The 20,939-nt window shown below is 54.4% G+C and carries 18 protein-coding genes; 11 read left to right on the forward strand and 7 right to left on the reverse strand.

Translation table 11 applies throughout. The features are described from left to right. The first annotated feature begins 436 nt into the window (after positions 1-436). The 5 genes from ACR0AY_RS12410 to ACR0AY_RS12430 all read left to right on the forward strand — a co-directional run bounded on the left by ACR0AY_RS12410 (position 437) and on the right by ACR0AY_RS12430 (position 7,086). Positions 437-2,326 (forward strand): SLC13 family permease, encoded by a 1,890-nt coding sequence (locus ACR0AY_RS12410; protein WP_170514133.1) that lies wholly within the window; start codon positions 437-439, stop codon positions 2,324-2,326. Between the two features lie 373 nt (positions 2,327-2,699). Then, positions 2,700-4,211, forward strand: coding sequence for an FAD-binding domain-containing protein (locus ACR0AY_RS12415; protein ID WP_480454210.1), 1,512 nt, complete (start codon positions 2,700-2,702; stop codon positions 4,209-4,211). A gap of 5 nt (positions 4,212-4,216) precedes the next feature. After that, positions 4,217-4,348: a DUF2256 domain-containing protein gene (locus tag ACR0AY_RS12420; protein ID WP_480454291.1), complete on the forward strand. Its 132-nt coding sequence runs from the start codon at positions 4,217-4,219 to the stop codon at positions 4,346-4,348. After that, positions 4,345-5,589 carry an FAD-binding domain-containing protein gene (locus tag ACR0AY_RS12425; protein ID WP_170513636.1) on the forward strand — a complete coding sequence of 415 codons (1,245 nt, stop codon included), beginning with the start codon at positions 4,345-4,347 and terminating at the stop codon, positions 5,587-5,589. The genes ACR0AY_RS12420 and ACR0AY_RS12425 overlap by 4 nt, the downstream gene beginning before the upstream one ends. A gap of 3 nt (positions 5,590-5,592) precedes the next feature. Beyond that, a complete protein-coding gene (locus tag ACR0AY_RS12430) occupies positions 5,593-7,086 on the forward strand; it encodes a cryptochrome/photolyase family protein (RefSeq protein WP_170513639.1) in 1,494 nt (497 codons plus the stop codon). A 288-nt stretch (positions 7,087-7,374) separates the two neighbouring features. Here the strand turns inward: ACR0AY_RS12430 and ACR0AY_RS12435 are convergent, their stop codons facing one another. Continuing rightward, positions 7,375-7,848: a cupin domain-containing protein gene (locus ACR0AY_RS12435; RefSeq protein ID WP_480454212.1), complete on the reverse strand. Its 474-nt coding sequence runs from the start codon at positions 7,846-7,848 to the stop codon at positions 7,375-7,377. Between the two features lie 86 nt (positions 7,849-7,934). Between ACR0AY_RS12435 and ACR0AY_RS12440 the strand changes: the two genes are divergently transcribed. Further along, a complete protein-coding gene (locus ACR0AY_RS12440; protein WP_170513647.1) occupies positions 7,935-8,516 on the forward strand; it encodes a TetR/AcrR family transcriptional regulator in 582 nt (193 codons plus the stop codon). Positions 8,517-8,862: 346 nt separating this feature from the next. On the opposite strand, the gene ACR0AY_RS12445 is transcribed toward ACR0AY_RS12440, so the two are convergent. After that, positions 8,863-10,203, reverse strand: coding sequence for a tetratricopeptide repeat protein (locus ACR0AY_RS12445; protein WP_170513650.1), 1,341 nt, complete (start codon positions 10,201-10,203; stop codon positions 8,863-8,865). A gap of 93 nt (positions 10,204-10,296) precedes the next feature. On the opposite strand from ACR0AY_RS12445, the gene ACR0AY_RS12450 reads away from it, so the two are divergent. The 4 genes from ACR0AY_RS12450 (at position 10,297) to ACR0AY_RS12465 (ending at position 13,724) form a co-directional block, all read left to right on the forward strand. Continuing rightward, positions 10,297-10,515, forward strand: coding sequence for a hypothetical protein (locus ACR0AY_RS12450; protein WP_170402049.1), 219 nt, complete (start codon positions 10,297-10,299; stop codon positions 10,513-10,515). 24 nt (positions 10,516-10,539) lie between these two features. Continuing rightward, complete coding sequence (gntH, locus tag ACR0AY_RS12455) at positions 10,540-12,006, forward strand: guanitoxin biosynthesis MBL fold metallo-hydrolase GntH (protein ID WP_480454213.1); 1,467 nt, start codon at positions 10,540-10,542, stop codon at positions 12,004-12,006. A 14-nt stretch (positions 12,007-12,020) separates the two neighbouring features. Beyond that, positions 12,021-13,001 (forward strand): CobW family GTP-binding protein, encoded by a 981-nt coding sequence (locus tag ACR0AY_RS12460; RefSeq protein WP_170513653.1) that lies wholly within the window; start codon positions 12,021-12,023, stop codon positions 12,999-13,001. Positions 13,002-13,166: 165 nt separating this feature from the next. After that, on the forward strand, positions 13,167-13,724 hold the full coding sequence (locus tag ACR0AY_RS12465; protein WP_480454215.1) for a hypothetical protein: 558 nt from the start codon (positions 13,167-13,169) through the stop codon (positions 13,722-13,724). A 590-nt stretch (positions 13,725-14,314) separates the two neighbouring features. Here the strand turns inward: ACR0AY_RS12465 and ACR0AY_RS12470 are convergent. Genes ACR0AY_RS12470 through ACR0AY_RS12490 form a run of 5 tightly spaced genes read right to left on the reverse strand, consistent with a single transcriptional unit; the run spans position 14,315 to position 19,635 of the window. Next, positions 14,315-15,292 carry an HpcH/HpaI aldolase/citrate lyase family protein gene (locus ACR0AY_RS12470; protein WP_170408425.1) on the reverse strand — a complete coding sequence of 326 codons (978 nt, stop codon included), beginning with the start codon at positions 15,290-15,292 and terminating at the stop codon, positions 14,315-14,317. A 28-nt stretch (positions 15,293-15,320) separates the two neighbouring features. Continuing rightward, positions 15,321-16,292 (reverse strand): 2-hydroxyacid dehydrogenase, encoded by a 972-nt coding sequence (locus ACR0AY_RS12475; RefSeq protein ID WP_170408467.1) that lies wholly within the window; start codon positions 16,290-16,292, stop codon positions 15,321-15,323. Beyond that, complete coding sequence (sucD, locus tag ACR0AY_RS12480; protein ID WP_170513656.1) at positions 16,292-17,182, reverse strand: succinate--CoA ligase subunit alpha; 891 nt, start codon at positions 17,180-17,182, stop codon at positions 16,292-16,294. Before sucD ends, ACR0AY_RS12475 begins: the two co-directional genes overlap by 1 nt. Then, the gene (locus ACR0AY_RS12485; RefSeq protein ID WP_170513660.1) at positions 17,182-18,378 is read right to left on the reverse strand and encodes a malate--CoA ligase subunit beta; all 1,197 of its coding nucleotides are present in this window, start codon (positions 18,376-18,378) and stop codon (positions 17,182-17,184) included. The genes sucD and ACR0AY_RS12485 overlap by 1 nt, the downstream gene beginning before the upstream one ends. Before the next feature lie 15 nt (positions 18,379-18,393). Continuing rightward, on the reverse strand, positions 18,394-19,635 hold the full coding sequence (locus ACR0AY_RS12490; RefSeq protein ID WP_170513663.1) for a pyridoxal-phosphate-dependent aminotransferase family protein: 1,242 nt from the start codon (positions 19,633-19,635) through the stop codon (positions 18,394-18,396). A 215-nt stretch (positions 19,636-19,850) separates the two neighbouring features. Here ACR0AY_RS12490 and ACR0AY_RS12495 point away from each other — a divergent pair, with 215 nt between their 5' ends. Next, positions 19,851-20,486 (forward strand): LuxR C-terminal-related transcriptional regulator, encoded by a 636-nt coding sequence (locus ACR0AY_RS12495; protein ID WP_480454218.1) that lies wholly within the window; start codon positions 19,851-19,853, stop codon positions 20,484-20,486. Positions 20,487-20,939: the final 453 nt, after the last annotated feature.

The following is a 20,939-nucleotide window of genomic DNA, read 5'->3' on the forward strand; positions in this document are numbered from 1 at the left end:
GGCGACCCGCTATGACCGATGCCCCAAGGTCTTTCTATCGACCATCGCTCTCGCGGCTGTCGTCATCTATTGGTTATGAATCCTGACCCTAAAAGGCGAGGACAGCAATGCAGAGCTGAGCCGTCGTGAGGGCATCGCGCAGAGCGTTCCCTACTTGGCAAGTAAAATTGACTGAATATGAATGATAACGATACGGAAAATCCATATGTGTGTATTTTAGAAAGTGTGAAAGATCATTTCGCATTGTGATGCTTAGATAGGCTAATGAATTTGTCATCTACCTCTCTTTGGGTTGGCAGAATCCAGGTTTCAGCAGATATCTCGTCCGAGAAAACAGCGGCGTAAGCAGGCCCGATGTCTATTGGCCTTATCTGCAGCGCGGAGTTGGTCCTTCGTATTTGCTGCTAGTCAGGTAACGTTAGGTTGGGAGTACGATATGGAATTACCAGCACTGACGTACGAAATGATAGCCGTATTGAGTTTATTGTCTTTTACCGTCTTACTTTTTGTTACCGAGATTATACGGATTGATGTCGCAGCAATTCTCGTAATGGTGCTGCTTGGTGCACTGAGCTATCTCCCTGGGCTAGGTAATCTTGCAGATGTATCCAAGCTCTTTGAAGGTTTCTCCTCCAACGCTGTGATGTCCATCATCGCAGTTATGGTAATTGGGGCGGGGCTTGATAAGACTGGACTTATGTCAAAGGTTGCGGCCTTGATCCTCAAGAATGGTGGCACGACAGAGGCCCGGATAATCCCCATAATATCAACAACGGTTGGTGTCATCAGTTCCTTCATGCAGAACGTGGGTGCCGCTGCGCTTTTTCTGCCTGTTGTCAGCCGCATCTCAGCACGTACGGAAATCCCGATGAGCAGGTTGCTGATGCCCATGGGGTTTTGCGCGATACTGGGTGGTACCATCACATTGGTCGGGTCGTCCCCCCTCATCCTGTTGAATGACCTGATTGTTTTGGCAAACTCATCCCTTCCTGCTGACCAGCAAATGGAGACATTTGGGCTGTTTTCAGTCACGCCGATCGGTGTGATGCTGGTGCTGACTGGGGTGCTTTACTTTGTGCTCTTTGGTCGTTGGGTTCTCCCTGCGCAGCGGGATCGTGGAGAAGACGCAAGCTCAGCGCGGTCCATGCAGACCTATGTCGAAAACACCTATGGGCTAAGGGCTGATATGTTCGAGATACGTGTCCCGGAAGGCTCGATCATCATTGGGCAAACGCTCGCGGATCTAATGGTCGCCCATAACATGTACATTCTTGGCACGTCCTATCGTGGCCACAAGGTCATCGCGCCGATGGCTGATACCAAGATCGAAGCCCCGGCGCGGCTCGCAGTGCTTGGCCTGCGTCGGGTGGTTGAGCATCAGTTCGCTGAGCCTTACGGCTTGGAGATCCTGCCCCAACTAGATGTCTTTGCGGATGATTTCGCCGCGACCCAATCCGGGGTGGCCGAGGTTGTTATTCCGCCCGGTTCTTCAGTGATCGGCCAGACTCCGATTGATTTGCGCCTCCGTCAGACACATGGTTTGTCTCTGCTGGCCATTCAGCGCGGAGAAGAAACACTGAGCCATGTAGAAACCGAAGATCATTCAGCCACGCATATCGGGCAAGTCCCTTTGCAGGCCGGTGATACGTGCGTGGTTCACGTGCAGTGGGATCGTCTGACTCGACTGAAGTCAGACAGGGATTTCGTCGTTGTCACCTCGGACTTTCCCCAGGAAGAGTTGCGGCCCCACAAGGTCGGATGGGCGCTCGCCTTCTTCCTAATAGCGTTGAGCCTAATTCTGTTTTCAGATCTGCGCTTGTCGTTGTGCCTATTAATTGGCGCTGTTGGCATGGTGTTGAGCCGGGTGCTCTCGATTGACGAAGCCTACGAGTCGATTAGTTGGAGTACAGTTTTTCTACTCGCTTCACTGATCCCGTTGGGCCAGGCAGTCCAGAACACCGGCACTGCGGATTGGATTGCCGCGCATGTGTTGGCCCTCCTGAAGGGTTGGCCGATCTGGTCGTTGCAAGCAGGAATAGCCGTTTTGGCAACGGCATTCACCCTGGTCATGTCCAACGTAGGTGCGACCGTCCTGCTGGTGCCGTTAGCGGTTTCTATTGCGGTATCGGCGGGTGGTAACCCGGCTGTATTTGCCCTCACAGTAGCAATTTCAACGTCCAACTCATTTTTGATCCCAACACACCAGGTGAACGCGTTGATCATGGGCCCAGCAGGCTACCGGGTGGTGGATTTCGTTCGCTCCGGTGGAATTATGACTCTCCTTTTCTTGGTTGTCTCAATGACCGGGCTTGCGATTTTCTTCTGAGCCGCCTCTCGGCGATCCGTACAGAAGAACTCACAATATAAGGTTTTTGAGACCAAATTTTTTTGCGCGGATTCAAAACGTCTGCAAAGAGGGCCTCCTCCGCGAGGGACCGAAGCAATGTGTCCAACTCAACCAAACCTGAAGTCGGTATACGCAGGAACTAGAACGTTTAGAACTTTCCATCGTAGTGTTGATGAAGGACTATACTCCCTGCCAGGCGCGCTTCGGGCGCGCGCGGAAACTTCTAACATTCAAGTAACGAAGGACAACGGCCTCTGTCCAAATGCCACATCAGCAGCGAATTCCGGAGAAGACAGAAGCAAAGATCCATTTTCTGTGGCCAAACGTACAATACTTAAATGACGGAGGTATCGTGCAGGTCGTTTGGTTCAAACGGGATTTACGGGTAAATGATCATCCGGCACTAGCGCAAGCGTCTGAGGTTGGGCCAGTTCTGCCGCTCTATGTGGTTGAACCTGAGCTTTGGCAGCAACCTGACGCGTCAACACGGCAGTGGAACTTTGTTGCTGAGACAATCGCTGAGCTGCGAGAAGACCTAGGGAAACTGGGCCAGCCACTCATTGTGCGCATCGGACAAATTGTGGCGGTCCTTTCCGAGTTAAAAGACCGAGGTCTAATCGACGTTCTTTGGTCACATGAGGAAACAGGAAATAATTGGACGTATCAGCGGGATCGGCAGGTCGCTGCATGGTGCAAGGATCTTGGCGTACGGTGGCACGAAGTCCAAAACCATGGCGTTTTTCGCAGGCTCAAGTCTCGCGATGGCTGGGCAGAACATTGGGATAGCTTTATGGCTCTGCCCGTTGCTTCACCAGTTGCGCTGAAACATATCGATATAGAACCTGGGTATATTCCCACGGCGCGCGACCTCGGCTTGCGAGATGATCTGTGCGTTGGTCGTCAAGCCGGTGGACGAGCTGAGGGTCTGGAACGGCTGAACAGCTTTCTGACCTATCGAGGCAAAAGATACCAACGCGAGATGTCAAGCCCATTGAAGGGAGCTGTTGCGTGTTCGCGGCTGTCGCCCCACCTGGCTTGGGGCGCGCTTTCGATGCGCGAGGTTACACAAGCGACTGAAAAGCAAAGACGCAGATTGCCGCCGCAAGCAAAGGATTGGCGCAAATCGCTGCGATCATTTTCAGGCCGATTGCATTGGCATTGCCATTTCATTCAGAAACTTGAGGATGAACCTCGAATTGAGTTTGAAAATCTGCACAGGCTCTACGACGGGCTTCGACCAAAAGCACCAGATGGCGCGCTCTTGGCCGCATGGTCCAAAGGCGAAACGGGATATCCTTTTTTGGACGCGTGCATGCGGTCATTGCAAGCAACGGGGTGGCTCAACTTTCGGATGCGCGCAATGGTGATGGCCACGGCGAGTTATCATCTCTGGCTGGATTGGCGGGCCTCGGGTGAGCATTTGGCGAGCATGTTTACTGACTACGAGCCGGGCATTCACTGGAACCAGGTGCAGATGCAATCAGGCACGACCGGCATCAATACTGTGCGCATCTATAATCCGGTTAAGCAGGGCTATGATCAGGATTCAGAAGGGGTGTTCATTCGGACATGGTTGCCGGAACTGGCCCATATTTCGGATCGGTACATCCACGAACCCTGGAAAGCTCAAGATGGGAAACAAATCATCGGAGTGCATTATCCAGAGCGTGTTTTTGACCATCTCGCAGCAGCCAAAGCCGCGCGCGAGCGGGTTTGGGGTGTCCGCCGAAGTGCGGAGTTTCGCTCTGAAGCGCAAGCCATTGCGACAAAACACGCGAGCCGAAAGACAAGGCGGACTGTTCGCAAAGTCGCGCGGTCGTCTCAAGATCAAGAGCAACTCGAACTGCCTTTGGGGGATCAGTGATGAAAATGCAGAAGAAAGCCGATTTACCCCAGAAAATCTGCCCGGTCTGCCAGCGCCCTTTCACCTGGCGCAAGAAATGGGAAAACACTTGGGATCAAGTGAAATACTGCTCGAAAAAGTGCAGGTCGGCCGCATGACTGAGATGTTTCCAGAACTTGCGGACGTGAAAGAGACAATCAGTTTCAAACCCACACGAACCAATGGTCTTACAAGGCTGAAGCAGTTCGTGGGACGCACCGGTCGGCATTATGCAAGTACGCGGAACTACGATTTTGGGACCGAGCAACGCAGCAATGTATCGGGTTTGTCACCATGGCTGCGCCACCGTTTGATAACGGAGAATGAGGTTTTGGCAGCGGTGTTAGCGTCGCATAGTTCCAACGCGGCAGAGAAGTTCGTGCAAGAAGTGTTTTGGCGCACTTACTTCAAGGGTTGGCTGGAACAAAGGCCCAGCGTCTGGGCACTTTATCAGCGGGATTTGTTGAGCGCTTTTGAGCGACTAAAAGATGATGAGGGCCTGGAGACCCGTTTCAACGGGGCAGTGAACGGCAATACCGGCATCGACTGTTTCGATCATTGGGCGCGGGAATTGGTGACGACTGGCTACCTTCATAACCATGCGCGCATGTGGTTCGCATCAATCTGGATTTTTACACTCCGCCTACCGTGGCAGCTTGGCGCGGATTTCTTTTTGCGGCATTTGTTGGATGGCGATCCCGCGTCGAATACGCTGAGCTGGCGGTGGGTTGGCGGATTGCACACGAAAGGCAAAACCTACCTCGCGCGACCTGATAATATTGCCAAATACACGGAAGGACGGTTTAAACCGAGAGGTCTGGCTAATTTTGCAGAGCCGTTGACCGAGCCGGTAGATCACCCGCTCATTCCCCTTTCAAGTTCGCACATGTTCCCGGACAGCCCTTATCTGTTGCTGTTGACGGAGGATGATCTGTCAGGTGACTGCTTAATGCCGACATCGCCTGCTGCCGTGATTGGACTTTTGGCGACGCATGGACGGTCTCCAAAGCCGATGGGAAACGCCGTAACGGACTTTGCCAAGGGGGCGATCAACAGCGCGCTTGAGCCTCACGGAAAGCTCGCGAAATCAGGCGCGGATTGGTGTGGTCCGTTGATCGAGGCAGCACGGAATGCGGGTGTCACGACCATTGCAACAGCCTATGCGCCTGTCGGCCCTACTCGGTCACGCCTGGATCGTGCAGAACCTGTATTGAGAGACGCAGGCTTGTCTTTGAACAGGATAATGCGACCTTACGACGCTATGACATGGCCTCATGCAAAGGCCGGATTCTTCGGCCTTCGAAAGAAGATCCCATCGCTCTTAGGCCAATTGAGTCTGCTCAGCCAACAAAGACCATAACCCGTGTCCACTGCTGCTCTTCTACTTCCCAATCAATTGTTTGCAAACCACCCGGGTCTGGCCGCCCGGCCAGACATTGTTGTGCTTTTCGAAGACCCGCTTTTCTTCGGTGATGCGTATTATCCGGCCTCGATGCACAAGCAAAAGCTTTGGCTGCACCGCGCCTCAATGGAGCGCTATAGAGATGGCTTAGTCGCCAAGGGCTTTGATGCCGCGATATGGCCCTTTGAGCGGCAGCCGGGCGCATGTCTTCGAATGTTTCAAAGTCTGCGTGATCGCGGTGTCAGCCAAATGATCATGGCTGACCCAGTAGACTTCATCGCAAAAAGACGTTTACGGGCGGCAGCTAGCAGTACCGAAATCACGCTCGATATACAGCCATCGCCTGGCTTTCTGAATACGCGGGACCACAATCTAGATTGGTTTGCCGGTCGAAAACGATGGCTCATGGCGGATTTCTACAAAAGCCAACGCTGCCGCTTGAACGTGTTGATGGACAGCGGTCAACCGACGGGGGGACAGTGGAGCTTTGACGAGGAAAACCGCAAGAAAGTGCCCAAGGCGCTGTTAGGCAGCCTGCCTTGGATCGATTGGCCTTCCCATGACGCAGTTGATGAAGCCGCAAAAGCAAGCGTTCTTGCTGATTTTCCAGAAGCATTGGGCAGCCTGGATACGTTGTATTATCCGACATCACACAAAGCTGCGTCCGACTGGCTGGCGCAGTTTCTGGAACGGCGGTTCGAACGTTTTGGCGACTATGAAGATGCCATTGTTGAGGGCGAAAACTGGCTATGGCATGCCGTTCTCACGCCTGCATTGAACATAGGGTTGTTGACGCCAAAACAAGTTTTGGATGCTGCTCTGGCGCATGCGGATTGCAAGGGCATTCCCTTGAATTCGGTAGAAGGTTTTATCCGCCAGATCATTGGCTGGCGCGAATTTATGCGCGCGACTTATGAGAGCCTGGGTGTGCCGATGCGTACGACAAATCATTGGGGCCATCACCGCCCAATGCCCCGCGCTTTCTACGACGGAACCACCGGTATTGATCCGCTGGACGACACGATCAAAAGGGTGCTCAAGACAGGGTATTGTCATCATATTGAACGCCTCATGGTTTTGGGCGGATTTATGTTTCTGTGCGAAATTGATCCGGATCATGTCTATCGCTGGTTTATGGAAATGTTCGTCGACAGCTATGATTGGGTTATGGTTCCCAATGCCTACGCGATGAGCCAGCATGCCGATGGCGGGTTGATCACCACCAAACCGTACTTTTCGGGTTCAAACTATGTTCGCAAAATGAGCCATTGGGGAAAGGGGCCTTGGACCGACATTTGGGACGGGCTTTATTGGCGCTTTATTCTGAAACACAGCGATAGACTGACTGGCAATCCCCGATGGGCGATGATGTGCCGTACGGCTGGGCGAATGTCACCAGAGGTCAAAAGCAAGCACTTGAAGACGGCTGAAGCTTTTTTGCGACGGATGACATAAGCATGAACACTATGGTGGCGCATCACAGATATTGAGGTCACATCCCGTGATCAGCTTTGGGACTGGCTGAGCACGCATTTTATACATCCTTCTTCAATATCGTGTTTGATTGGTTGCACGTGAAACTCGCCGATCAAAGTGCCTTGTGTCTGCACATCTCCAAAATTGCAAAGTCCAACTGTGAAGGTCCGCTTTGGGCTGATAGCCAGCATAGCCAGGTAGGGTGTACGGCAGAATCTTGAACGCAGAACATTCTATTTGTAGGCCGGAGTAATGTAAGCTCGTTTGTTAGCTGGGAATGTCCGCAGGCACTAGGATCGTCATTCCCACTCGGTCTGCTACGGCCATGATCGCAGGAATGTCTGGCGGTTCATCTGGCGTCGGAATGTCTGTCGTATCGTCAGGCATTGCTTCTCCAGCTTCAGTAAAGAAGGTGTCGTGCATCGCGCCGGGAGCATTTATACAAAGTAACCGGCCAGGGCGTTCACCGGTGCATTTAAAGGCGTGCACTGCACCGTCCGAAACTTTAACGAAGTCACCTGCTTTTACGTGGACGGTCTCGCCATTCAAAAAGAACTCGAATTCACCATCGAGCACATAGAAGCTCTCATCTTCGCCGGCATGATGATTGGGCGGTGCACCAGCACCCGGAGCCGTCTTTATCTCAACAATTGTACAACGATCTCCGGTCTCACTTGGAAAGGCGTGAAAGGTCAAAAGGTTTCCAAGAAGATGATAAATTCGTGGCCGAGGTTCAGTCATTACTGCGACTCCCTTTACTTGAATAACACTGCGCTTATGATACACATATCTACTTATGAGACAAGTGTATCACAAAGGGATTGAGATTGGCGCCTCGTACAAATCAAATCAACCGGACGCGAGAAGCACTTCTTTCGGCTGCACGTGACCTGATGTCAGAAGGCGAGGAAGTCACGCTGGCAAAAGTCGCTGAACGTGCCAGAACCAGCCGTGCGACGGTCTATCGTTATTTTTCTGACCCAAGTGTTTTGGCTTTGGACGCGACGCTCGATCTAGATGTCACTCCAACGTCAGAACTTCTTTTTGGGCTGAATGACGTCAGGAGTCGTGTACATATCGTCGCGCGCTACTACCTGGATTTTTCTCGGGTTCATGAGGCGCACTTCCGGCGGTTTCTGGCTGAATCACTTAAGGCATCACTTGACGATGGAACGGTCAAAATGCGTGGAGCCAGAAGAGTGGCAGCATTTTCGGAAGCACTTAAGCCAATTCGCTCCTTTATGGAGCTTAAGGAGTTTGATGAACTGGCGAAACGGTTGTCCATGACGACGGGCATGGAACAACTTATTATTCTTGAAGATATTTTGCGAGTGGACGAAGCAACCGGCTACCAACTTCAGAAAGGGTTGGTCGATGCTCTATTGGATCGGTACTTGCCAAAAATTTGAAGCAGATTTCATCCTTAAACTGCTAGCAAAAAGACGCCAGTTTAACGTACGCTTAGTGCTGTGAACGGTCTTAGAAGCGAAGAAGGCAAAGGGTTGTTGTGCCGTTCCTATTCAGTGCTGCTGGGCGTCAAAACTTGATGCCACTGGGGATTGATATCGCCTCGGTTACTAAAACGGAATTGCAGGCATCCTTATGGGGCCAGCATTGATTGGTTTCATTTCTTGGGCATAGACACTGGCGACGGCATTCTGGATTTTGGCGCTGCTTATGGTATCAGTTCCGATTTTCGCAAGACTGGTGGCGAAAGTCTGAACTCAGCATTGGCAATAGTCGCGATACGTTTCGTCAGTATCTGCTCAGTGCCTCTAGTATTATGTTCCGCGTATTGATGTCGTTGTGGAAAATCCTGTCGGCGAGAAACTCGGACGGAAACTCAGGCCATGTCCTGCGCATTTCAGCAACGAGCCGTCGTGCTTCTTCTGAATTTCCTAACTGATCGTGCGCAACGGCTTGGAACAAGAGCGAAGGAGCACTGACTGGCGCTCCAGCAGCTGGCGCTCCCTGAAAGGCTTCAACAACATTTTCGTAGTTCCCGAGCATAAGTTGCGAGACGCCCCAGATGTTTCTCGCACCAAACCTACCGGATCCTGATTTGGGTCTATCCGGGTTGCTAACCTCGGCAGAAAATTCCGGGGCGTTAGCCAAGATGGCGGTGATACCTGCAAGGTCGAGAATATGGCCATCATTCGGCGCCAGTTCGACCGACATCCTTGCGTATTTCAATGCCTCGTTTGGCTGGTCTTTGACAGCCAGCACCCAACCGTTTGCGCTGTTTGCCCAGGCGTCGGCCGGGGACAATTGAAGCGCTTTTTCAGACATTTCTGAAGCTTGATTGGAGAAATCATCCCTTTGTGATTCATCCGGCGACAACACCGCCAGGATCGCCAGGACCTGCGCTGAGCCGGCATAGCCGTCGGACAGAGCCGGATCGAGTTCCATCGCGTGCTGGAACATTCCCAGTGCGATCTGCTGACGTGTGACATCAAAAACGGGAAAAAACATGCCTCGGGCTTGGTCTGCAATGTTGGCCGCCTGGAGTCTCGTCAATGATTGTTCACCAAGCGCCACACGTTCTGCTTTCTCGATGGATCGAATTGTCGGCACAACCTCCCTGTTATCCTGGCTCATCCAGATGCCAAGCACAGCGACTAATGCAACAACACCTAGTCCAGCAGGCAGCAGTTGCCGCGAACGCCAACGGCCAACTGGATTGTCGCTCTTCAGTACACTTGATGTACGGTCTTCAATTGTAGATTCGTATGAAAACCGCGGCTTGTATCCGCCGGGATCAACAAAAATGCGAACTCCGTTGCCGTCCCAGTGATCTTCGTAGAACTGATGTAAAAGACGACGCAGTCGCCTAGCCTCAACGCGAACCAGGTTTTGACCACCAGTACCATCTATGCGCCGCCCATAGACCTCAACAGCGATAGCTTTGCCTCTAATCTGAGCGCTTCGACCAGATAGAGTTTCCTCGACTATATAGGTGAGAAACTGCGTGAGTCGGGGTGAAGCTTGAAACCCGTCGCTTGATACAATTCGACTCAGAGCTTCCCGGATGAGTTCCGAAGAAGGTTGGCCAACTTGTTGATTTATTGGCAAATCATTTGATTTGTTCAATGTCAACTCACCCCCAACTCACGGTGACTCACTTGGCCTTTAGGGTCAACCGCACTCATCTTGATTTGAGAATAGATAGTGGGCGTCGGGATTTTTCCAGTGACGGTGAACCTGATTGAAGAAATTCCGGAACTTTCCGATGTGCTGTCGGGGCGCATCGAAACGGATGCACTACTCGGCGAGGTCATCAAGGACCTGAAGAAAGCATCTGCGTTTTCGAAAGACGCATCGATCACGGCCTCAGAGCGCGCCGAATGGGCCCACATCAAATCTGAACTCATCAACGAGCTTCGCCGGATGTTGAAGCGCAACCTGTGAGATACTCTAACTGAGGACCAATCCATGACCAAGGAAGACAATAGAAAAGACCAGGACGACAAACAGGTTCAGGCGTCAGATCAAATTGAAGACCCGTCGCGGCGGAGTGTTCTAAAGGGCTTGGCCACTGGAGCGGCTGCCACAGGGGCGGCTGGGTTTGCGGCAGGAACTGCCGAGGCCCACGAAGGAGACGGCCCTCTAGGAGAAACACTCAAGAACCCATATGGTGGTCGACCCGCAGGTGGCATATCATTGCCGGAGTACTTCCGTCCGACGAAGTACATGACGGGTTCAAATGCGAACTATTTCCCACTGAGTGAGGAATTAGGGCCAGATGAGATGCGCATCTCATTCTGCGGCTCAACACCATATCCGCCGCGCGAAGATCAGGCGGGTACTTGTATCATGGTGGAGTTGGGGAATGGAAAACGGTTCTTCTTCGACTTTGGGTCCGGTTGTGTCCGCAACATCATTGCGATGCAAGTGCCTGGGCAGTTGATCAACGACATCTTCATCTCTCACCTGCATGTCGACCACTATGCCGACATTCCGTATATTTACCCCTTCCGTGCCTGGTCGGGTGGCTACACGCCACTACGCATCCATGGGCCGTCAGGTCGAACGCCCGAGCTTGGCACAGCCGGAATGGTCAAAGGCATGCAACAGATGCTCAAATGGCATCTGGAGGCCTTTGATGTTTTCCCGATTGGGGACGGCTACGAGATCGAAGTCAATGAATTCGATTTCCGCCAAGAAGGTGGTATTGTTTATGACGAAGACGGGGTGACTGTTCGGTCTTGGCCGCGAAGTCATGCCAAGGACGGTGCGGTTGGTTATCGGCTCGATTGGAATGGTCTGAGCTTTGTATGGACCGGCGATGGTCGCCCGGATGAGCTTTCACGGAAATACGGCGAAGGCGTGGATGTTTTTGTAACCGAAATGTCGGGACAGGATATTGGTCAGTTGATGACCTACAAATACGGTATCCCACAAGATCTCTTTAACTACACTATCGATACGCATCACACCTCCCACTATGCCGTGGGTAAGCTCTTTGCTGACACAAGGCCGCGTTTGGGAATGGTGACACACTATACCCAGGACGAAGACATCGACGCTGAAATGCTGGCTGGTATTCGCGCCCACTACGACGGTCTTTTCCAATGGGGTCTCGATGTAGCCGTTGTGAACGTGACCAAGGATGCGATTTGGTACAGGAAAGCCGCACTGCCCGGAAAATCCGGTACTGTCCCACCATTTCGTGAACTGGCTGCGGCAGCCGAGGCCGGGCGTATTGAGCTTCCGGATGAAATCACATTGCCGAATCCGAGGCTCACCCGAGCAGATCAGCAAGACCAGAAGTACCGTGATATGGAGATCGATCCACGCGAATACTACCCAACTGACGTTTTCCGAGCACCCGGCGGGGACTGGCCGCAGGACTTTACCATCAAAGTTTCGGATGTTATCGGCTCGCGTGATGAAGACTGATAGGAGATCGAACAATGATTGAATTTGGTTCGACTTCTGCGATCCCCGTAACGATCCTTACCGGCTTTCTAGGAGCCGGTAAGACAACACTTCTGAACCGCATCCTCACCGGTAATCACGGATTACGAGTGGCAGTCCTGGTGAATGACTTTGGATCCATTAATGTAGATGCTGATCTCGTGGTTGGCTTGGAAGATGACGTAATGAGTCTGGCAAACGGCTGCGTGTGCTGCTCGATCCGTGATGATCTGATCGAAACCGTGGAAGCCGTTCTCGCCCGACCTGAGAAACCGGAATACATCGTCCTTGAAGCAAGTGGAGTGTCGGATCCATCGTCAATCGCGATGACATTTACAGATCAAAAGTTTCGGGACATGATCCGCTTGGACAGCCTCATGTGTCTTGTCGACGCGGAACAACTATTTGCTGCACCAGAACAAATGGAACTAAAGCTCCGTCAAATTGCGTTTTCGGACATGGTTATTTTGAACAAGGTCGACCTCGTCGACAGGGCGGCTGTTCAAAGGGTGCACGATTGGCTCGGATCTCGCTTCCGTCGATATCGCCTGGTCGAAGCTGTAAACGCAGACGTCCCACTCGACATACTTCTTTCTGTTGGTCGGTTTGCCGCCGAACAACTCGAAACGGAAATACCTGATCACCATGAACATGGACCAGATTGTGGTTGTCATCACTCTGATCACTCAGACAGCTTCTCAACAACTATGATGAAAGCTGAACGCCCGATAAGCCTATCCTCTCTCAGGAGTGCAATTCGGAAGCTTCCGGGTGACGTTTATCGTCTCAAGGGTTTTGTTTTCAGCGAGGAGGATCCAGATCATCGCATTCTTGTTCAGGTGGTTGGAAAACGTATGGACATCGCGCGGGATGGTGCTTGGGGTGACCGCAAACCCGAAACACGGCTTGTCGCTATAGGCGCACCGGGGGCGCTCTCCGAGGATGTCCTTTCGGATACGCTTATGGAGACAGTTTGAAAGCCAGTTTCGACCAAGTATTTTGGCTATAAGTCAACTAGGTTGGATAATTTCATCCCGTTCGGCGGCGGCGGACTTTGAGTGGGCCATAGACGTCATTGCCAATCTGGCGATCTCAACTGCAAGCCACCCTTGAGAAAACGGCCAGCTGAAAGGAGACCGCCTGTGAAACTAAGGTTGCTACGCTGCTTCATACTTGCCGGGACCGGTGCCCTTTCTGGTGCTGCCTGGGCAGAGTCCAAGGAAGAAGAGCTAGCAAAGCAACTTGCCAACCCCGTGGCCGCTCTGATTAGTGTGCCATTCCAGCTGAACTATGATCAGAATTTGGGTGCCGACAGAAACGGTTCGCGTTGGATATTGAATGTACAGCCGGTTGTACCCTTTAATCTTACGGACGATTGGAACGTCATATCCCGAACAATTCTCCCAATCGCCTCCATAGATGGTGGCATACCGGGTTCTGGATCCGAGACTGGGCTAGGAGATACTGTTCAAAGCTTATTTCTTTCGCCCAAAAAACCAAGTGCGGGCGGTTGGATCTGGGGGGCTGGACCTGTTTTTCTGCTGCCAACGTCGACAGATAACAGCTTAGGTCTCGGAGCGTGGGGTGCAGGAGTTACCGGCGTGGCACTCAAACAGCAGGGTCCGTGGACATATGGTGGCCTGACAAATCACATCTGGGACATTGATGGTGATACCGACATCAGCCAGACGTTCTTATAGCCATTTATTTCCTACACAAAATCGAACGCGTGGACGTTCACTATTAACACTGAGTCCACCTACGATTGGGAAAACAAACAATGGTCTGTGCCAATCAACGGTGTTGTCACCAAAGTTACCCAACTCGGGGATCAACTTATCAGCGTAGGCGGGGGATACGCTATTCGGCCGACGGCCCCGATATTGGGCCCGAAGGTTGGGGCGTGAGACTTGTGGTTACTTTTCGGTTTCCCAAATAGTTGAGTTTTTCCTCAAAGAATATCTCTTACCGGATGGCGGCATTGCGCCAACGAAAGCGAAGGCGGTTTGGTCCGCGTCTCGGAAGTTTTCATGCTCGGATTTGAATTTCCGCTTTGGGCCGCGACCAACCTATCGAAGCGACTTTAGCGAACGCGCCGTCGGCGGATGGTTTTGTCTGACCGAGTCGAAAAATACTGTTTTCAAATAGCGTTGTGAATGTCAGGGATTGGGTGCTACAGATCTGGTCCAATTCCGAATCGATGATCGACGTAATCCGCGGGTGTTGCCTGCCCCGGACCAACCGGGGCAAGGGAGTATCCGTCTAATGGCTACGCCAGTTCGGGCTAAAATCACGCAGCCGCGATCTGGCGAGCCTTTTCGACCATGACCTCCGCCTGGCGGATCGAGGCATAGTCGATCAGACGACCATCCAGAGACACCGCACCTTTGCCTGCGGTCTCGGCTTCGGCCATAGCAACAAGGATACGCTGGGCCTTGGTGACTTCGGCATCGCTGGGTGACATGACCTCGTTCGCCAACGCGATCTGGCTGGGGTGGATGGCCCATTTGCCTTCGCAGCCCAACACCGCCGCCCTTTTGGCAGCTGCCTTATAGCCTTCAGGATCCTGGAAATCACCGAACGGACCATCAATCGGACGCAGACCGTTGGCACGGGCGGCGACAACCATACGGGCGAGCGCGTAGTGCCACATATCGCCCCAATGGGTCGCGCGCGCAGCATCGCCATCCGGGTCAGTCAGAACCGAATAGTCGGGGTTCACGCCACCAATGATCGTGGTTCGCGCGCGGGTCGAGGCTGCATAGTCCGCCACACCGAAGTGCAGGCTCTCATTGCGGTTCGAGGCCGCCGCGATTTCGCTGACATTCTGCATGCCCAGAGCGGTCTCGATGATATGCTCGAACCCGATGCGTTTCTTGTAACCCATCGCGTCTTCGATCTGCGTGACCATCATATCGACGGCATAGACATCTGCTGCTGTGCCGACCTTGGGGATCATGATCAGGTCCAGCCGCTCACCGGCTTGTTCGACTACATCCACAACGTCGCGATACATGTAATGCGTATCCAGCCCGTTGATGCGCACCGACATTGTCTTGCTGCCCCAGTCGATATCGTTCAGGGCTTGAATGATGTTCTTGCGGGCCTGCTCTTTTTCATCCGGGGCTACCGCGTCTTCGAGATCTAGGAAGATCACGTCCACATCCGATTTCGCGGCTTTTTCGAACATGCCGGGCTGGCTGCCCGGCACGGCGAGTTCGCTGCGGTTCAGGCGCGCGGGGGCCTGTTCGATGGCATAAAAGCTCATGGGTTTTGCTCCTTTGAAGAAGGGTGCGTCAGATCACGCGGTCACGGGGTGGGCGACCAGCGAAGAAGTCGCCCAGATTGTCCAGCACGCGAAAGCCCATGGCTTCGCGCGATTCTTTTGTTGCGCTGCCCAGATGCGGCAGCATCACGAGGTTGTCGCATTGCAGCAGGTCGGGGCTGATGCGTGGCTCGCCGTCGAACACATCCAGCGCGGCGCCGCCGATCGTGTCGAACATCAGCGACTGTACCAAAGCGCGCTCGTCCACCACCTCGCCGCGCGCGGTGTTGATCAGGAAGGCGTCGGGCTTCATCAGGTCCAGCCTGCGTCCGTTGATCAGGTGCCGGTTCGCAGCCCCGCCGGGGCAATGCAGCGAGACAAAGTCGCAATGCGGCAGCAGATCATCCACCGTTTCGACTTGGGTCGCATCGAACTGCTTCAGCACGTCGGGCGACACGGCGCTGCGGTTCTGGACAAGAATTTTCATGCCAAACCCGTGATGGGCGCGACGGGCCATTTCCTGACCGATGCGGCCAAAGCCGATGATGCCCAGCGTCTTGCCGCTGACCTTGGTGCCGACCAAATGGGTCGGACGCCAGCCGGTCCAGCCGCCTGCGCGCAGCTCGCGCTCGCCCTCACCGGCGCGACGGGCGACCATCAGAAGCAGGGTCATGGCCAGATCGGCGGTGCATTCAGACAGAACATCGGGCGTGTTGGTGACCGTCATACCCAGATCACGGGCCGCCGGTTCACAGATATGACTGTACCCGACGCCGTAATTGGCCAAAATCTTGGTCTGAGCTGCGGCCACGTCCAGCGCCTCGGCGCTAAGCGTGTCGGTGACGGTGGGCAGAACCGCGTCGTATGTCTTCAACGCGTCGCGGAGTTCCGCCGGAGACATCGGAATGTCCCCGGTATTCAGCACGGCGTTGTAGTTTTCGGCCAGTTGCGCCTCGACGGCGGCAGGCCAGCGACGGGTGACAAGGACCGAAGGTTTGACCATCACGCGGCCTTTCCCATGACACGGGCGATAGTCTCGCCGATCACCGCGGGGTTTTCAGCAACCGTTACACCAGCCGCTGACAGGATTTCCACCTTCTCGCTGGCGCTTTCGCCAAAGGCCGAGATGATCGCCCCAGCATGGCCCATGGTCCGGCCCTTGGGCGCGGTCAGACCCGCGACATAGGCCACAACAGGCTTGGTGACGTGGTCACGGATATATTCTGCAGCCTCGGCTTCCTGAGGGCCACCGATCTCGCCGATCATAGCTATGACCTCGGTGTCTTCGTCCCGTTCGAACCGCTCAAGGATATCGCGGAAGGACGAGCCGTTGATTGGATCGCCGCCAATGCCGACGCTGGTTGAGACACCGATGCCGCGCTCTTTCAACTGCGCCGCAGCCTCATAACCCAGCGTGCCCGAGCGTCCGATGATCCCCACAGTGCCCGGCAGGTAGATATGTCCCGGCATGATGCCCAGCAGCGCCTTGCCGGGGCTGATGGTACCGGCACAGTTCGGACCGGTCAGCACCATGCGCTTGTCCTTAGGATAGCGGTACATGTAGCGTTTTACGCGGATCATGTCCTGCGCGGGGATACCGTCGGTGATGCAGACGCAATAGCGAATACCGGCATCTGCGGCCTCCATGATCGAATCCGCCGCGAACGGAGGGGGCACGAAGACAAGGCTAGCCTCGGCGCCAGTGACCTCAACCGCCTGTTTGACGGTGTCGAATACGGGTACGCCTTCGACGGCCTCTCCGCCTTTGCCGGGAACAACGCCGCCAACGACGTTGGTGCCATATTGCACCATATCCTTGGTATGCAGGCGCGCCATGCGTCCGGTGATGCCCTGAACGATAACGCGGGTGTCGCGGTCCAGAAGAATGCTCATTACACAGCCCTCATCTTGGTGTTTTGGGACAGATCGTTGCGCCATGCACCCACAGCGCGTTCAGCGGCTTCCATAAGGGTTGTCGCGCGGATGATTGGCAGGCCCGATTTGGCCAGGATTTTCTGACCTTCCTCGACATTGGTGCCCGCCAGACGCACGATGACCGGCAGGTCGATTTCCAACTCGCGCAGCGCCTGTACTACGCCCTCGGCCACCCAGTCACAGCGGTTGATGCCTGCGAAGATATTAACCAGCACCGCCTGAACGTTGTCATCGGATAGTACCAGTCGGAACGCCTTGGCCACCCGCTCGGGCGAGGCACCGCCACCGATGTCCAGAAAGTTCGCAGGTTCACCCCCAGCCAGCTTGACGGTGTCCATCGTGGCCATGGCCAAACCGGCACCGTTCACGATACAGCCGATATTGCCGTCCAGTCCGACATAAGACAGTCCGCGATCCGCCGCGCGGCTTTCGCGCGGGTCTTCCTGACTTTTGTCGCGCAATTCAGCAACCTGCGGATGGCGAAACAGGGCATTGTCGTCAAAGCTCATCTTCGCGTCCAATGCCAGCACTCGGTCGTCACCAGTGATGACCAGCGGGTTGATCTCGACCATAGTCGCGTCCAGCTCGCTGAACGCAGCATAACAACCCTGCAGGGTACGGACCATGTGTTGAATTAGGCGAGGTTCCAGCCCCAGATTAAACGCTATTTCGCGGGCCTGAAACTCCTGCAGTCCAACGGCAGGTTCAACGATTGAGCGGACGATACTGTCGGGGCGCTCAGATGAGATTTCTTCGATCTCCATCCCACCTTCCGAAGAGGCCACGATCATCACCCGCTGACTGGACCGATCCAGCACAAAGCCCAGATAAATCTCGCGATCAATCGGTACGGCGGCCTCCACATAGACGCGGTAGATGCCTTTGCCCTCGGGGCCGGTCTGGTGCGTCACCAGCTTGCGGCCAAACATCTCGTCACAAGCCTCGTATATTTCGCTTTCCGAGTTGCACAGCTTTACACCACCGGCCTTTCCACGCCCGCCGGCATGGACTTGCGCCTTAATGACCCACTTGTCACCACCCAACTCACGCGCGCGATATGCCGCTTGCTCGGGGCTGTAGGCCAAAGCCCCCGAAGGGACCTCGACGCCGAAATTCGAAAGAAGTTCTTTCGCCTGATATTCATGGATATCCATCTGCATTCCCTCCCGTTATGCAGCGATAGATGTGCCGTAGCGACTTTCCAAAAGTGCTTCGATGGCTTCGAAATCAACCGAGCCGCCCATCTCGCGGATGGCCTGGGCGAACAGCCTGACGATGCGACTGACCGATTGGTGGGTTAGCTGGTTCAGGATGCCGATACGGACTTGAACCGGGGCGCTGAGCGTGGGCCAGATGCCAAAGCCACGGGCGCGGCAGTTCTGTACCAACTCCATCTCACGACCCGCCAGCTCTGCGGGCAGGTTCAGCACCACAAGGCTGGGCATGTCCGATGTGACCTGGCAACCCATCGCGGTCACGGCGTCGCGCAGGACGGCCTCATGCGTGCGATAGGAATGCGCACGTTTGGCCAATCCCTCCTGCAGAGTCAGGCGTAGCGATTCATGGAAGGCGGCGACCGCATAGCCCGAATGGGTACGGTGATAGGTGCCCTTTTCCACGTCTTGCCCATCAACGATGCCCCAGTGGCGTGCTTCGAAAATCGGGTTGTGGACGTATGTATAGGCGCCGGAGGTCTTCAGCGCGTCGATATAGGCGTCGGTGAAGCTGACCGGCGCATAGGTCAGCGGTAGGCAGCACAGCCCTTTTTGCGGGCACGAGGCCCATCCCGCGACACCCGGATAGTCATCGATGCGGAAATCCGCGATACCCAACGACGATACGGCATCGATCAAACCCATCACATCGTGGCGTTTACAGGCATCCGAGAAGCCACGCAGGTCGTTGACCCGACCCGACCCGGTTTCCCAATGCGCCATGAAGGCCCACTTCGGTTTGTGCGTGGCCAACACCTCTTCGACCATCTCGCCTGTGACGGGCTGGCCGTGGGGAATTTCAATAACGGCGACACTCGCGGCTTGTGGGTCCAGAGGGTTGGTCGCGTGCTCTTCCGGTGTTGCAGCCTTGATCCGCAGAGTCATCGCATCGATGCCTGAGAAGGTGCCATTGGTGAAGGCCACAACCTTGTCACCCGGCATCACCGCCGAGAACATGGTGTCCAGCCCACTCCATCCGGTGCCAGCAACCGCGAAGGTATGGGTGTTGGCGGTGCCCCAGATCAGACGCAGCATGTGCTTGCATTCGATCATGCCACGCAGCACGTCGCTCTGCATGTGGTCGGCAACGCCGGCGCTGGCAAACGCCTGCAAAACACGTGCGTCGGTGTTTCCCGGTCCTGGGCCAGCGGCCAGCGTCTCGGGGATGTCGAGCGTTGGATAGATCTGAAACGTCATGTGCTCCTCCTGTGCGTCGGGTGTGTTCGATACCGCCGATCGCCTTGACCCAGAGGAAAACTGAAACTTGCGCCGGGGCGCAACGTAACTTACTACAGCTTTAGCATATCTTGTTAGGTGGGTAATAACCTACCCATTTTGGTAAATATGCCAATGTATACTGAAAGCATCCCCACCAAAATGGGTAGGTTTAGTTAAAATCAGACGGGAAAACAATGTCCGACTCATCTCAACGCCCCATTGATGTCATGCTGGCCAACAACAACCCTTTGGTGCTGTCGGCCATGTCCGAGATCTTCGAGCGCGACCCGCGATTCTCTCTGGTGGCCACTTCAGCGACCGCCGAGGGATTTCTGGGCACAGTCATGCGGGTGCCGGTTCAGGTGGGGATCGTGTCCTGGGAACTTCCTGCTTTGGGCGCGGCAAAACTGATTGAGGTTCTGCGCGAACAGACCAACGCGCCACGCTTTGTGGTCTATGGGGACGAGGCTGGGGACGTACCGCGTCAGGCTATGCAGGCCGGGGCCGCAGGGTTCGCGCCGCGTTCGGGCGAGGTCGAAGGCTTGCTGGAAACCTGTGTCGATGTCGCTAAGGGCAAAATGGTATTTCCCTATATCGACGTGCGCAAAATGCATCAAAACCCGTTGCAGACTTTGTCGCGCAAGGAACTCGCTATCCTTGAAGCGCTGGCGCAGGGCATGTCTAACAAGGAATTGTCGAAAGAGCTGCAGATTTCGACCAACACGGTAAAGTTCCATCTGTCGAACATTTACGACAAGCTGTCGATCAAGAACCGCGCGCAGGCGATTGCCTTCTATTACGCTTCAAAACTGGACAACGGAAACTCGTGAACTGCGAAGCTCAGATAATCGGAGATTTCTAGAAAGAAGCGTCCGCAGGTTTTGTGATACTGGCGACATTCTCGCGCGTTAGGGCTGCAGCCTGCAGAAATACCAAATAGCCATTGCAATACCCGTTGAAACCAAGATAACCCGCGAAACAGATTCCCGTCTGCAGCCCCCTCTTGATTGTGATACCCCGCACCTTCGGCTCTTAGGATTAGAGCAGTCAGGATGTGAAGCTGAGTCACGGCTGAGAGATGTGCATATTCGTTGGTGCTAGCGGGATATCGCCACGCTTGATAACTCTCCTAATCGCAGCAAAAAGTCAGCTTTTTACTTTAGTCTCGCTAAGTGATGCAGATGTAGTGAGCTTCTGCTTTTCGCCCTGCCTTCAGGTTAGGCATGTCCGGTTTGGGCTGAAAGCTATCTTAGTCGATACTGCGCCTGATCCGAATTTTCGAA

It is taken from the genome of Ruegeria sp. A5 (assembly GCF_056543005.1).